The organism is Bordetella sp. MIP270_01_BMS (genome assembly GCF_054958705.1).
Window position 1 is genome coordinate 1,293,235 of the sequence record NZ_CM143297.1, and the last position, 13,843, is coordinate 1,307,077.

A 13,843-nucleotide genomic window follows, 5' to 3' on the forward strand; every position below is an offset into this window, starting at 1 on the left:
TCAGTGTGTCTTGAAATAGTCGAACGGCTCGCGGCAGGCAGAGCACTGGTACAGCGCCTTGCACGAGGTCGAACCGAAATGGCTGAGCAGGCGGGTCCGGGAAGAGCCGCAATGCGGACAGGCCACCGCCGGTTCAGGCATGCGCCGGCTGATGCCGGACACATCGATGGCGCGCTCGGCCGGCGCGGCAATGCCGTAGCCCTTGAGCGCCTGGCGACCCCGTTCGCTCATCCAGTCGGTGGTCCAGGCCGGCGCAAGCCGCGTCTCGACTCGAACGGACCCGACGCCGTTCTCTGCCAGCGTACGCTCGATGTCATGGGTGATCTCGCGCATGGCGGGGCACCCGGAATATGTGGGGGTAATGGTGACCACGCAGGTCGCGCCGTCCCAGGCCACCTCGCGCACCACGCCGAGGTCTACCACCGACAGCACCGGGATTTCGGGATCGGGCACACTTTCGAGCCAGGCCATCACCTGGCGCGGCGTGGCAATGGCATGCGCACCGGCGCTCACCACACGGCTCCCGGATAGGCGCGCGGCAGCGACTGCATCTCGGCCAGCAGATAGCTGAGGGCCTCGGTGTGCCGGCCCTGGCGGCCACCTTGCAACGCGGGGTGATTCGCTTCTGCCGGATCGGGCATGGCCAGCGTGGCCTCGTCCAGCACTTCGCGTACATGGGCCAGCCACGGTTCGCGCAGCGCGGCCAGCTCACAGCCTATTCCCCGCTCGGTCAGCTCGCGGTCGATCTCGTCGTCCTGGAACAATTCGCCGGTGTGGCGCCACGCGGCTTCCAGGGCTTGCTGCATGCGCTGATGGCTTTCCTGCGTGCCATCGCCCAGGCGCACCACGAGATCCGACGAGCGGCGCACGTGGTAGGTGACTTCCTTCAGCGACTTCGCGGCGATGGCGGCCACGCGCTCGTCTTTCGACTGCACGAGGCGCTGCAGCACGAAGTAGTGCCACACATCGAACAGGAACTGCCGGGCCAGCGTGTCGCCGTAGTGTCCGTTGGGCCGCTCGACCAGCGTGGCATTGCGGAATTCGTGCGCGTGACGCAGATATGCCAGCGCGTCCTCGTCGCGTCCGGCACCTTCGACCTCCCCGGCGAGCGTCAGCCACATGCGGGCCTGGCCCAGCAAGTCCAGGGCGGTGTTGGTCAGCGCCAGGTCTTCCTCGAGCGCGGGACCATGCCCGCACCATTCCGACAGGCGTTGCGACAACACCAGCGTCGAATCGCCCAGGCGCAACAGGTACTCAAAAAAAGGCTTGTCCATATCCGGCGCCTACATGTGCTTGATTTCGTCGGGCATGGGAAAGAACGTGGGATGCCGGTACACCTTGTTGTTGGCCGGATCGAACAGAGGCTCTTTATCGGCCGGACTGCTGGCCACGATGTCTGCGGCGCGCACGACCCAGATGCTGAGCCCTTCATTGCGCCGCGTGTAGACGTCGCGGGCATGATTGATGGCCATCTCGGCGTCCGGGGCGTGCAGGCTGCCCACGTGTTTGTGCGCCAGTCCGTGCTGGCTGCGGATGAATACTTCCCACAGCGGCCATTCTTTGTTCATGTTCCTATCCTTCTGATCGGGCCAGCCAGCGGCCCGGAAACCCATGCTGCGCGGCCAGGCCGCGCGGCGGCTGCATATATTCCCGGCATGCCGGTCACGGACCCGCGGCACCACCCACGCCCACACATGCATGCGGTCGGCCAGCGCCGACCCCTGAGCCCGGGCGCGGGACTGCCGCACGAGGGCCGCCTGTCAGGCCGCCTTGCGGCGCGCCTGCTTCTCGGCATAGGCCGCCATCCCTTCGCGCACCCAAGCGCCCGCTTCGTGCGCCTGCTTGCGCGCGGCCAGGCGTTCGCGATTGCAGGGGCCGTGGCCCTTGATCACCGCGTAAAACTCGTTCCAGTCGATCTCGCCGAAGTCGTAATGCCCGCGCTCGGCATTCCATTTCAAGTCGGGATCGGGCACCGTCAGGCCCAGATACTCGGCCTGTGGCACCGTCTGGTCGACCATCTTCTGGCGTAATTCGTCGTTCGAAAACAGCTTGATTTTCCAGGCCATCGACTGCGCGCTGTTGGGCGATTCAGCGTCGGATGGGCCGAACATCATCAGCGCCGGCCACCACCATCGGTTCAGGGCGTCCTGACACATCGCTTTCTGTTCCGGCGTGCCGTGCAGGCACATCTGGATGAGCAGGTCGTACCCCTGCCGCTGGTGAAATGACTCTTCCTTGCACACCCGCACCATCGCGCGCGCATACGGACCGTATGAGCAGCGGCACAGGGGGATCTGGTTAATGATCGCCGAACCGTCGACCAGCCAGCCGATCATGCCGATGTCGGCCCATGTCAGCGTGGGGTAATTGAAGATGCTGGAGTACTTGGCGCGGCCGGCGTGCAGGTCGTCGACCAGCTCGTCGCGGGACACGCCCAGGGTCTCGGCGGCGCTGTACAGGTACAGGCCATGGCCCGCTTCGTCCTGCACCTTGGCCAGAAGAATGGCCTTGCGCTTGAGCGATGGGGCGCGGGTGATCCAGTTGCCTTCGGGCAGCATGCCCACGATTTCGGAATGCGCGTGCTGCGAGATCTGCCGAATCAGCGTCTTGCGGTAAGCATCGGGCATCCAGTCCTGCGGTTCGATGCGCACGCCTTCGTCGATTCGGCGCTGGAATTCTTGTTCCGGGCCAGAGAGCTGGTCGCGGCTGCGAACCCGGGTGACACCGGTTTCAACAAGTTGAGCGTACATGATCGTCTCCTGTGCGGTCGGCGCCGGTGAAGCTGGCGCACGCCGGCCATGAGCCTGGCCAAGCATGAGACGATTATTTAATACACAAATTTAATTGTCAAACCTATTTTTGTATCACATCGGATATGTGTATCATGTTGATCATCATCAGACGACCCCCCTAATGATGGCCGACTCCCCCTCTCCTGTCGGGCGGTATATCGCACGCCTGCTCAAAGACGACCCGCCCCGCGCCAAGTCGCTGTGCGTCAGTCTGCTGGGCGACGCGCTGGCCTGCCATGGCGGCGCCATCTGGCTGGGGGGCATCATCGAGCTGCTCGAGCCGCTGGGCATCAACGAACGCCTGCTGCGTACCAGCGTGTTCCGCCTGGTGGCGCAGGGTTGGCTGCAGGCCGAGAGGCACGGCCGCCGCAGCCTGTATCGCCTGTCCGAGCAGGGCCTGCGCCATACCGCGCACGCCTCCCAACGCATCTACGTCGGCCCCGCGGCGGACTGGAATGGCGAATGGACCCTGGTCGCCCTGCCGCGCCTGGGCAACAACGGGCTTGCGGAGCGTACCGAACTGCGCCGCGAACTGGCGTGGGAAGGTTTCGGCATGATTGCGCCGGGCCTGTTTGCGCACCCGCAGGCCGATGCACGCACCGCGCACGATGTGCTTCAGAAGCTGGGCATTCCGGACAAAGCGCTGGTGCTGTCCGGGCGCGACCTCGCCGGCGCGGGCGGACTGCCGATCGCCAGCCTGGCGCCCCACTGCTGGAGCCTCGACGAGCTGGCAGCCCAGTACCGCCACTTCTCGCGCCAATTCGGGCCGCTGGAAAAACTGCTGGACGGCCCGCCAGAACCCGCCGACGCCTTCGCGGCCCGCATGCTGCTGCTGCACACGTGGCGCCGCATCGTGCTGCACGACCCCCAGTTGCCGGTACCGATGCTGCCCGACCAGTGGCCCGGACACGCGGCCCGGCAGCTGTGCGGCCGCCTCTACTGGAAGTTGTTCGCGGCGTCCGAAGAGCATCTGGATGCCGTCGCGGGCCGCGACAACGAGCGTTACACCGCCCTTTCTTCCGACGTCTACACGCGTTTCGGAGGCCGCCCGGCCAGCGCGGCGCCCGGCGCGATATTAGCCACGGCCGGATAAGTGCGTTAATCTGGCAAATCGTCTTGCAACCGGCCGCCTGCCCCCAGCGTAGACGGGGACGGAGCCGGCATGCTGCCCGGTGCCGCCGCGCGGCCTCCGACCCACACAGGGCAAGAACGGCAGGCTGCCTGGCGCGGGCGAACGCGCAGGCGCCGTGCCCGCCACGCCACTATCCACCCCCTGGGCTTACACATGGTTCCTGATCCCGCCGCACTATCCGAACAATTACTGCAGTGCGGCAAGGAGCCCATTCACATCCCAGGCACCATCCAGCCCTTCGGAATATTGCTCACCGTGGGCACAGAAGACCTGCGCATCCAGAATATCAGCGAGAATGCCGCGTCGGTCTGGCAGCGGCCGGCTTCCGACCTCATCGGCATCCCGTTTCCGCAGCTGCTGTCCACCGAAGATCCCGATTGCGTCAGGCAGCTCGTCGAATCGGATCTGATGCAAGAGCAGACACTGCGCGTCGCGTTGCGTCTGCCTGTCGCCGACACGGCCAATGAATGGGAGCTTCGGGCGCACTGCCACCTTGGAACGCTGTATTTGGAGCTTGAACCGGCTCCCCCTGCGCTGTCGTTTTCCTTGTCCAACCGTTTCCACACCACGATCCGCGAGGCGGTGCGGGCGCTGCAGGGCGCCAGCGGCCTGCAAGACCTCTGCGACCGTACCGCGCAGCAGGTGCGCAACGCCACCGGCTTTGATCGGGTCATGGTTTATCGCTTCGACAAGGACTGGCACGGCGTCGTAGTGGCCGAATCGCGCAGTGAGCACATGGCCGCGTACCTGGGGCATCATTTCCCGGCTTCGGACATTCCACCGCAAGCACGTGCCGTGTTCCTGCAGAATTGGCTGCGCATGATTCCCGACGTCGACTACACGCCGTCGCGCGTCGTGCCAGACACGCAGAAACCGGGCTCGTCGCATCCTCTCGATCTCGGCAAGAGCCTGCTGCGCAGCGTGTCGCCCATTCACCTGGAGTACCTGCGCAACATGGGCGTGCAGGCGACCCTCACGGTGTCCTTGATCGACGACGGCGAACTGTGGGGCCTGATCGCCTGTCATCATCCGACACCGCTCATGGTCAATGCCGACCAGCGGATCGCCGTCGAGATGATCGGGCGGATCGTGTCATCGCAACTGCGCATACAGGAAGAACTCCAGGACAGGCATTACCGTGAAGCACTCGCGCAAGCGCGGGTGCAAGTCATGGACCTGCTCGAGGCCGAGCCCGACCTGGCCGCAGGTCTGGCCCGCCATGCGCCTGAGTTGCGGCGCATGACCGCGGGCGTCGATGGGTCGGTCGCCGTGTGCTATGGCAACACCTGGACCTGCGCGGGGCCCACGCCTCCCGTAAAGATGCTGGACAGCCTGGTGAACTGGCTCGCACAGTCTTTTCCAGTGCAGACGGTCTTCGAGACCAGCCGCCTGTCATCCTGTTTTCCGGAAGCCGCGCCGCACGGAGACATCGCCAGCGGCCTGCTGGCCATGTCGCTCAGCCGGTCCGGACGCGACTACGTGCTGTGGTTTCGTCCCGAGCAGAGCACCACCGTGACCTGGGCGGGAGCCCCTTCCAAGCCCGTGCGCACCTCGGGAGACATCCTCACCGTGCACCCGCGCGTCTCTTTCGAATCCTGGAAAGAGGTGGTCACGGGCGAGGCCTCGGCCTGGAAGCCGGTCGAGACCGCCGCTGTCGCCGCCCTGCGCCACGATATTGTTGCCCTGGCGCTCAAGCAGGAATATCGCAAGGAACAAGAAGCGCGTCTGCGGGCGGAACGTCTCAGCCGCGAAAAAGATGAAGTGGTGATGATGGTCTCGCACGACCTGAGAACGCCTCTGATGGTCATTGCCATGAGCTATGAGTTCATCAAGCGCTTCCACACCCGCAATAACCCGGCCCTGCAGCAGATGGTCGATCGCGGCATGCGCGCCATGCGCATGATGAACGAACTGGTCACCAATATTCTCGATGTGGCGAAAATCGAGGCCGGGACGCTGGCGCTCGACCTCAAGCCCGAAGCTGCGGCATCGATCGCGCGCGAGGCCGTCGAGACCGGTCAATCGCTCGCCGCCGAGAAAGCGATCTCGCTGGTTGCCGCAGAGCCGCTCGACGTTGCCGAGGTGGCCTGCGAACGTATCCGCATTTTGCAGGTGCTGAATAACCTGGTGAGCAATGCCGTGAAATTCACACCGCACGGCGGCCGTGTCACGGTCGCCTGCGAGGCCCAGGGAGACGACGTGGTTTTCATGGTTTCCGACACCGGGACGGGAATCCCGGCCGAGAACCTCGAAAGCATTTTCGAACGCTTCTGGCAGGCCGAAGAAGCGCGGCAGCATGGCACGGGTCTGGGACTCTGGATCTGCCGAGGCATTATCCAGCGGCACCACGGAAGAATCTGGGCGGCAAGCGAGCCGGGCGCGGGCAGCACGGTCTTGTTCACCCTGCCTACGGTCCAGGCCGCGCAGGTGTCCGGCGCACCCACGCGCCCCATTGCATCGTGAGGCCGGCGATGGCCGTCTCACGCACTGATACCCACGGCCTGGCGGCCCACCCGGCTGTCCTTGCACCCACCCCCTCGCCGCCGGCCACGTTGCGCGAACACATTCGCGAGGCGACCCGGGCCGAGCACGACGACATCGAGGCCCGCATGAATCTGCAGCGTGCCGATTTCGGGCGACACGACTACGTTTGCCTGCTGAAACGATACCTGTCGTTCCACGCAGCATTTGAACAATTCCTGCTGACGCGAGCAGCGGCCCTCTCGCCCCTGGCCGACTTCTACCGGCGCGATCGCTTGAAGGCCGCGTGGCTCTCCAGCGACCTGCAGGCCCTGGGGTTCGACGGCGAAGCGCAGGCGTCGCCCCGGTTGCACCGACGCCTGGAAACCCAGTACTCCACCCGGCCTGCTTTGGTGGGCGCCGTGTACGTTATCGAGGGTTCCATGCTGGGCGGCGCGGTGCTGGCCAAGCAATTCGGCCAGCGATTCGGCCTGACCCCCACGTCCGGACTCCGATACTTTTCCGGGTACGGCGCCGGCACGCGTGACAAGTGGCAGGCCGTGCTGCGGCTGCTGGGCGAGTTCGATCAGGATCCGGATGCGCGCCGGAGCGCGGTCGTGGGCGCAAAAACCATGTTCGGGCTCTTCCAGGAACATCTCACGAGCGCATGACGGCCCGGGCGCTCGGCGGCAGGCGATCCTGCGGCAGGCGAACCTGCGGCAGGCGATCCGGCGGCAGGCGATCCGGCGGCAGGCGGCCCGCCGACCGGCGTCCTGGAACGCAGACAGCCGCGGTCCGGCGGCCCGGTGCGGCGACGGCCCGGGCCCTTCAGCTGTTCAGCTATTCAGGAAGATGATCGCGGTCCGGCTCAACATCGCAACGCACCCCCAGGGTTTCCAGGTACACCTCGCCAGCGGCATCGCGACCGGGGCCGGCGACGAGCAGGCCACGGGGAACGCCGATGAAGCATAGCGTCCAGCGCGCCTGCACCGGGCGGCCCAGCGCCTGACCGGTGTCGGCATCCACGCCGCTGGGCACGTCCAGCGCCAGTTTCGGGCAATCCCAGGCGTTGACCGTATCCACCATGGCCTGCCAGCCCGCCTCCAGCGGCCGATTCAGGCCTATGCCGAACAAGCCATCGATCAGCACATCGAACCGGGGCCGCCGCGGCAGCGAAGTCTGCTCGATGCCGCCTCGTTCGCGCCAGGCGGCATAGGCTTGCGCCGCATCTGGCGGCCGGCGATCTGGCGGCCGGCGATCCGGCGGCCGGCGACCCGGCGGCCGGCGACCCGGCGGCAACTGGTCCGTGCTGCCGGGCATGACCACCTGCACCGCATGCCCCCGTGCCCGCAGCGCGGTGGCGGCCACCAGAGCATCGCCGCCGTTGTTTCCCGGGCCCGCCAGGACCAGCACGGAGCGGTCGGTCGCGTAACGGGCCGCAATGAAGCGTGCCGCCGCCTCGCCGGCCAGCGGCATCAGGGCTCGGCCCTGCGCCCGCGCCTGCTCTTCGGCGCGGCGAATCAGGGATACCGGCCAGGCACGCATTCGTGTCTCTATTGCGGGGTGCCGCGCACGCGGCGTCTACACTTTGAGGAAGTGCTCGCGGTAATACTTCATTTCTTCGATGGACTCGTAAATATCGGCCAGCGCTTCATGCCGGCTGTGCTTTTCGAATCCCTTGTACACCGAGGGCGCCCAGCGGCGCGCCAGTTCTTTCAGTGTGCTGACGTCGAGGTTGCGGTAATGGAAAAAACGTTCCAGGTTCGGCATGTAGGCGTACATGAACCGGCGATCCTGGCTGATGGTGTTGCCGCACAATGGCGACTTGCCTGCCGGCACAAGTGGCGCCAGGAAGTCCAGCAGGATCTGCTCGGCCTCGGGCTCGGTCAGGGTGGATGCGCGCACCTTTTCGATAAGCCCGCTCTTGCCGTGGGTCGACTTGTTCCAGTTGTCCATGGCGTCGAGCAGGCTTTCCGGTTGGTGCACGACCAGCACCGGGCCTTCGGCCACGACGGTCAGGTCGGGCTCGGTGACGACCACCGCCACTTCGATGATGCGTTCTTTGGTGGGGTCCAGCCCCGTCATTTCCATATCGAGCCAGACCAGGCGGTTTTCGTTCGCAGCCATATAATTTGCCTTTAAAACACTGCATTTTCTCATACGCCTCACCCACCCGTGCCGCTTACCTATCTGACCCTGCTTTTCGTAGCCTTCCTGCTCGCCGATATCGGCGTGCGTTTGTGGCTTTCCACGCGCCAGATCCGCCATGTGGCGCGCCACCGCGACCAGGTCCCGCCCGAATTCGCACCGCGTATCGGGCTGGCCAGCCACCAGCGGGCGGCCGACTACACCGTCGCGCGCGTGCGGCTTGGCATGCTCGAACGCGTGTACGACGCCTTCCTGCTGGTCGCGCTGACGCTGCTTGGCGGCCTGCAGGCCATCGATCTGCTGGTGGCGCAAGTCACTTCGCACGACCTGCTGCGGCAACTGCTGCTGCTGGGCACCGTGGCGCTGCTGCTGGGCCTGCTGGGGCTTCCGTTCACGCTGTGGCGGCAATTCCGCCTCGAGGCAAAGTTCGGCTTCAATCGCATGACGCCCGGGCTGTTCGCCGCCGACCTGTTCAAGGGCATCGTGGTGGCATTGGTATTGGGCGCGCCGTTGGCCGCCGCCATTCTGTGGCTCATGGCCGAAGCGGGCACATGGTGGTGGGTATGGGCCTGGGGCCTCTGGACGGCCTTCAATCTGCTGCTGCTGTTCATCTATCCCAGCTTCATTGCGCCCTTGTTCAACAAATTCACGCCGCTATCCGACCCGGAATTGGCCAGCCGCATCAAGCAGCTGGCGCAACGCTGCGGATTCGCGCTCAACGGCCTGTTCGTCATGGACGGATCGCGCCGCTCGGCTCACGGCAATGCGTATTTCACCGGCTTCGGCCGATCGCGCCGCATCGTGTTCTTCGACACCCTGCTGGCGCGCCTGAACGGCGATGAAATCGAGGCCGTGCTCGCCCACGAGCTGGGCCATTTCGCCAAGCGGCATATCATCAAACGCATCGTGCTCAGCTTTGCGGCGGCACTGCTGTTCTTCGCCCTGCTGGGATGGCTGTCGCAGCAGCCCTGGTTCTACGAAGGTCTGGGCGTCCTGCCCCGCCTCTCCGGACGCAACGATGCCATGGCGCTGCTGCTGTTCTTCCTGGTGATACCGGTCTTCACGTTCATGCTGACTCCGGTTGCCAGCTGGTACTCGCGTCGCGACGAATTCGAGGCCGACCGCTACGCCGCCACGCAAAGCTCGGCCAACAGGCTGGTGTCGGCGCTCGTCAAACTGTACGATGACAACGCCGCCACCCTGACCCCGGATCCTGTGCACTCCGCCTTCTACGACAGCCATCCTCCCGCCGCCGTGCGCATCCGCCATCTGATGCAGGCCACATGAGCTCCGCCGCCGGCCTGGAGGGCCGCATCATCGCGGCTCATGGCCGCCATTACGTGGTTGAGTTCGATGATGGCTCGCTGCGCCACTGCTTTCCTCGCGGCAAAAAGGCGGGCGCTGCCGTGGGCGACCGCGTCCGGGTTGCGCCTCAGGGCCGCGATGAAGGCGCCATCGATGCCATCCTGCCCCGCACCAATCTGCTATTCAGGTCCGACGAAACGCGCTCTAAACAGTTCGCCGCCAACGTCGATCAACTGCTGATCGTGGTGGCCGTAGAGCCCACGTTTTCCGACGATCTCGCCGGCCGGGCCCTGGCTGGCGCCTGGAGCGCCGGCATCGAACCCATCGTCATCCTGAACAAGATCGATCTGCAGGCGGGCCTGGCCGAGGCTCGGGCCCGCCTGGCGTCCGTACAGGCCCTGGGCGTGCCCGTCATCGAGCTCAGCGCGCACGACCATGAAGCCGTGCGTGCGCTGCTGGCACCCCGGCTGGCCGGCCGCACCACCCTGCTGCTGGGGCAGAGCGGCATGGGCAAATCCACGCTGCTCAATTCTCTGGCGCCCGACGCGGCCGCGGCGACGCGCGAACACTCGACGGCGCTCGACATGGGGCGCCACACCACCACAAGCACGCGCCTGTATCATCTACCCGCACCCGGCGGCGACCTGATCGATTCGCCCGGGTTCCAGGCCTTCGGCCTGCAGCACCTGTCGGGCGCCGACATCCTGCGCGGCTTTCCAGAGTTCACACCGCACATCGAACATTGCCGTTTCTACAACTGCACGCACCGCCACGAACCGGGGTGCGGTGTGGTGGCAGCGTTACAGCACGGCACGATCGACACCGGCCGCTACGCGTTGTATCGCCGCATTCTTGAAGAAAGCGAAGCCGCTCAGCAGCGCTACTGACGACCTCGCTCCCCGCTCAGGCCTGGCCCGGCAGCACGCGTTGGCGCACCAGGTGATACAGGTTGCGCAGCATGCCGGCCGTGGCGCCCCAGATGAAATGGCCGTTCCAGGGCATGGCGTAATACTGCCGTTCCCGGCCATCGGGCAGAGGCGCGCGGTACAGGCGGTGATTGGCCGGATCCATCAAGAAGGACAGAGGCACTTCGAACACCTCGGCGACTTCGAATTCGTCGGGCGCCAGGGTGAAACCCGGCCGCACCAGCGACAGCACCGGCGTGATCGAGAAGCCGGTGGCCGTCAGGTAGTGGGGCATGCTGCCCAATATGTCGACGAAGTCGTTAGACAATCCCGTTTCTTCTTCAGCTTCGCGCAGCGCCGCCGCCACGGGCGAGGCATCACTGCTTTCCAGGCGCCCCCCCGGAAAGCTGATCTGCCCGGCGTGATCGTACAGATGCGCCGTGCGCTGCGTCAGCATGACGCTCACGCCGCTGGCGCGCGCAACCATCGGTATCAGCACGGCGGCAAGCACGGGCGCGCCTTCGCGGCCTGGGTGACGATGCTCGGCCGATCCGAGGGGATCTTGCGGCCAGGGCCCCGGGCGGGTCAGCGCGACGCGCAGCAACTCGGGATCCAGCAAGTCGGGCGGCACCGCAGCAAGATTGGCGTTGGCGGGTTGCCAGTCCTGCGCGGCGGGGTCGAACGAGAGCATGGCCGGAGGCCGGCGGGGGCGGGTCGTAGGGTCTGGCATACCTGCTGCGTACAATAAAAAAAGGCACCTGTGCAGGTGCCTTTTTAACCCGGATTGCTGACTAGCGCGGAATGGCCCGGCAATGCCGGTTCCGCGCCAGCGTCATCAAGCCGACTTGGGCTGCTTGATGATCAGCTTTTCCTTGATGCGTGCCGACTTGCCCGAGCGGTTGCGCAGGTAGTACAGCTTGGCGCGACGCACATCGCCACGGCGCTTGACTTCGATGCCGGCGATTTGCGGGGAATACAGTTGGAACGTACGCTCGACGGCTTCGCCCGACGAGATCTTGCGCACGATGAAAGACGAATTCAGGCCGCGATTGCGCTTGGCAATGACGACGCCTTCGTACGCCTGCACGCGCTTGCGGGTGCCTTCCACGACATTGACGCTGACCACCACGGTATCGCCAGGGGCGAATTCGGGCATGGTCTTGTCGCCGGTAAGGCGCTTGATTTCTTCCTGTTCCAGGATAGCGATGAGGTTCATGTGAACTCCGAGACCATCGTGCTTTGCGGTGTTTGTACGCAGCGGGCTGGGGTTGAGGCCGGCACTTTTGCTGTACGCAAAGTAGAGGATGAGGTTTGGTAAACCCAGCATTCTACATCAAAATCCCGGCAATTTCATAGGGTTAACGGCGAAGGCCGAGCGCCCAAGCCGCCGTCCGCGCGGCGGTACCGGCCCACGGCGCCATCCCGGCTACCACTGCGCCCGCCCCGCCCCCCGGGCGCCGGCCTGCATCAGGGGCGCGAGCGCCCGGCGGCGAATGGGAGTACGCTTGATGGCTGCCGTTGTCCCGCTGTCACAAACCTGTCATTGTCCGGCCGCCGGCCGCCGCAGCGCCTCATGTCCTATTCTTCCCTACTGTTGGTCATCCTGGCGGCGATGGCGCACGCCACCTGGAATCTGCTGGCCAAGCGGGCCGCCATGGTGGGGCCCGTATTCGTCTTCGCTTATGGCCTGTGCGCTGTACTGGTGTACGCGCCCTGGGTGATATGGATCTTGGTGCACGAAGGCATGGCCTGGACCTGGCCCGTCGTGCTCTGCATACTCGCCTCGAGCGCGCTGCACCTCGGTTACAGCCTTTGTTTGCAACGGGGCTACCAGGTTGCCGACCTGTCGGTGGTCTACCCCATTGCGCGGGGCACCGGCCCGCTGTTGTCGACAACCGGCGCCTTCCTGCTGCTGGGCGAGCCGGCGTCCGCCACAGGTATCGCAGGAATGTTGTGCGTGGTAGGCGGCGTGCTGCTGATCGCCACGCAGGGACGCCTGACCCTGTTCCGCCAGCCGCAGGCCTGGGTGGGCGTGCGATGGGGCGTGCTCATCGGTCTTTTTATCGCGGCGTACACCGTCGTGGACGCCTACGGCGTAAAGGTGCTGCTCATCATGCCGGTATTGTTTGACTGGTTCACCTGTGTGACGCGCACGGTGATGATAGGCCCCCATATATTCCGGCGCCGGGCCGAGAACTGGCGAGCCATGCGCGGCCACTGGCATCTGGCACTGGCGGTAGGAGTACTGTCGCCCCTGGGCTACATATTGGTGCTGTACGCCCTGCGCAACGGCGCGCCGTTGAGCCTGGTCGCACCCGCGCGCGAGATGTCGATGATGCTCGGCACACTGGCCGGTATGCTGCTGTTGCGCGAAAAGGTAGGCCCTGGAAGGTTGGCGGGCTGTGCCGCGATTCTGGCGGGCGTCGTTCTGCTGGGATCGAGCTAGCCGAATGCTGCGGCGTGCGTGGCCCGAGGCCGATGCCGCCCCAACCCAATCGCCGCGGCGCCGTTTTCCCGGCAGGTGCGCTGCACGCCGTTTGCCGATGGACCGCCCCGCCGTGCCGCGAGCCGGTCGGGATTCACCACGCCGGCATCAGAAACCGGCGGCAGCTCCCAACCACATCAGCCCGGGAATCAGGGCGCCCCACATGGCGACGAGCAGTACGTCGGTAACCATCTGGCGCACAGTGACGCCTTGCCGCGATGCATGGGCGACCGAGCCTAGCGACTGGCCGTGTGCGGCATGCAGGGAAGCTTCGCTGGATGCGCTGCGCCCCAGGCCACCGGCCTGACTGACACCGGCGTCGGACTGGACGGGGCGGCAAACCGGCGCCTCATGCACCGCACCCGACGGCTGCGGCGCGCCCACGGCGTCGGGGCGCGCCGCAGCCGGCGAAGGCGGCAAGGCAGCCGGCGAAGGCGGCAAGGCAGCCGGGCGGCGCTCGCGCGACAAGCCTGATGAGAACGGCCACCTGGCCGGCTGCCGCAGCACGCCCCCGGCGGCTTGGGCGAACATGCGCGGCATCCATGCGCCCAGCCGCGAAGGTGACAGGGTCGCGACGGAATCGGTGTCTAGCGTGGCGGTGGTCATGAGGTGCTCC

General features: G+C 65.8%; 15 protein-coding genes. 6 read left to right on the forward strand and 9 right to left on the reverse strand.

The window, feature by feature from the left end:
- The 4 genes from paaD to paaA form a co-directional block, all read right to left on the reverse strand.
- A complete protein-coding gene (gene paaD, locus ACV17W_RS05950) occupies positions 1 to 471 on the reverse strand; it encodes a 1,2-phenylacetyl-CoA epoxidase subunit PaaD (RefSeq protein WP_462596482.1) in 471 nt (156 codons plus the stop codon).
- Positions 472 to 509: 38 nt separating this feature from the next.
- A complete protein-coding gene (paaC, locus tag ACV17W_RS05955; RefSeq protein WP_462595505.1) occupies positions 510 to 1,274 on the reverse strand; it encodes a 1,2-phenylacetyl-CoA epoxidase subunit PaaC in 765 nt (254 codons plus the stop codon).
- Positions 1,275 to 1,283: 9 nt separating this feature from the next.
- On the reverse strand, positions 1,284 to 1,568 hold the full coding sequence (paaB, locus tag ACV17W_RS05960; protein WP_462595506.1) for a 1,2-phenylacetyl-CoA epoxidase subunit PaaB: 285 nt from the start codon (positions 1,566 to 1,568) through the stop codon (positions 1,284 to 1,286).
- Positions 1,569 to 1,760: 192 nt separating this feature from the next.
- The gene (paaA, locus tag ACV17W_RS05965; protein ID WP_462595507.1) at positions 1,761 to 2,750 is read right to left on the reverse strand and encodes a 1,2-phenylacetyl-CoA epoxidase subunit PaaA; all 990 of its coding nucleotides are present in this window, start codon (positions 2,748 to 2,750) and stop codon (positions 1,761 to 1,763) included.
- Between the two features lie 166 nt (positions 2,751 to 2,916).
- On the opposite strand from paaA, the gene paaX reads away from it, so the two are divergent.
- From paaX to ACV17W_RS05980, 3 genes are all read left to right on the forward strand, one after another.
- A complete protein-coding gene (gene paaX, locus ACV17W_RS05970) occupies positions 2,917 to 3,885 on the forward strand; it encodes a phenylacetic acid degradation operon negative regulatory protein PaaX (RefSeq protein ID WP_462596483.1) in 969 nt (322 codons plus the stop codon).
- 192 nt (positions 3,886 to 4,077) lie between these two features.
- On the forward strand, positions 4,078 to 6,387 hold the full coding sequence (locus ACV17W_RS05975) for an ATP-binding protein (RefSeq protein ID WP_462595508.1): 2,310 nt from the start codon (positions 4,078 to 4,080) through the stop codon (positions 6,385 to 6,387).
- A gap of 8 nt (positions 6,388 to 6,395) precedes the next feature.
- The gene (locus tag ACV17W_RS05980; RefSeq protein WP_462595509.1) at positions 6,396 to 7,055 is read left to right on the forward strand and encodes a biliverdin-producing heme oxygenase; all 660 of its coding nucleotides are present in this window, start codon (positions 6,396 to 6,398) and stop codon (positions 7,053 to 7,055) included.
- A gap of 169 nt (positions 7,056 to 7,224) precedes the next feature.
- Here the strand turns inward: ACV17W_RS05980 and ACV17W_RS05985 are convergent, their stop codons facing one another.
- Both ACV17W_RS05985 and orn read right to left on the reverse strand, forming a co-directional pair.
- The gene (locus ACV17W_RS05985; protein ID WP_462595510.1) at positions 7,225 to 7,929 is read right to left on the reverse strand and encodes an NAD(P)H-hydrate epimerase; all 705 of its coding nucleotides are present in this window, start codon (positions 7,927 to 7,929) and stop codon (positions 7,225 to 7,227) included.
- A gap of 36 nt (positions 7,930 to 7,965) precedes the next feature.
- Entirely contained in the window at positions 7,966 to 8,511 is a 546-nt protein-coding gene (gene orn, locus ACV17W_RS05990; RefSeq protein ID WP_462595511.1) for an oligoribonuclease, read from the reverse strand.
- Between the two features lie 48 nt (positions 8,512 to 8,559).
- Here orn and ACV17W_RS05995 point away from each other — a divergent pair, with 48 nt between their 5' ends.
- Positions 8,560 to 9,819 carry a M48 family metallopeptidase gene (locus ACV17W_RS05995; RefSeq protein ID WP_462595512.1) on the forward strand — a complete coding sequence of 420 codons (1,260 nt, stop codon included), beginning with the start codon at positions 8,560 to 8,562 and terminating at the stop codon, positions 9,817 to 9,819.
- A complete protein-coding gene (rsgA, locus tag ACV17W_RS06000) occupies positions 9,816 to 10,724 on the forward strand; it encodes a ribosome small subunit-dependent GTPase A (RefSeq protein WP_462595513.1) in 909 nt (302 codons plus the stop codon). The genes ACV17W_RS05995 and rsgA overlap by 4 nt, the downstream gene beginning before the upstream one ends.
- Before the next feature lie 16 nt (positions 10,725 to 10,740).
- Here the strand turns inward: rsgA and ACV17W_RS06005 are convergent, their stop codons facing one another.
- Together ACV17W_RS06005 and rplS are read right to left on the reverse strand one after the other, a co-directional pair.
- A complete protein-coding gene (locus ACV17W_RS06005; RefSeq protein WP_462595514.1) occupies positions 10,741 to 11,433 on the reverse strand; it encodes a CoA pyrophosphatase in 693 nt (230 codons plus the stop codon).
- 144 nt (positions 11,434 to 11,577) lie between these two features.
- On the reverse strand, positions 11,578 to 11,958 hold the full coding sequence (rplS, locus tag ACV17W_RS06010) for a 50S ribosomal protein L19 (RefSeq protein ID WP_462595515.1): 381 nt from the start codon (positions 11,956 to 11,958) through the stop codon (positions 11,578 to 11,580).
- Positions 11,959 to 12,315: 357 nt separating this feature from the next.
- Between rplS and ACV17W_RS06015 the strand changes: the two genes are divergently transcribed.
- On the forward strand, positions 12,316 to 13,188 hold the full coding sequence (locus ACV17W_RS06015; protein ID WP_462595516.1) for an EamA family transporter: 873 nt from the start codon (positions 12,316 to 12,318) through the stop codon (positions 13,186 to 13,188).
- 147 nt (positions 13,189 to 13,335) lie between these two features.
- Here the strand turns inward: ACV17W_RS06015 and ACV17W_RS06020 are convergent, their stop codons facing one another.
- Positions 13,336 to 13,833: a hypothetical protein gene (locus tag ACV17W_RS06020; RefSeq protein WP_462595517.1), complete on the reverse strand. Its 498-nt coding sequence runs from the start codon at positions 13,831 to 13,833 to the stop codon at positions 13,336 to 13,338.
- Positions 13,834 to 13,843: the final 10 nt, after the last annotated feature.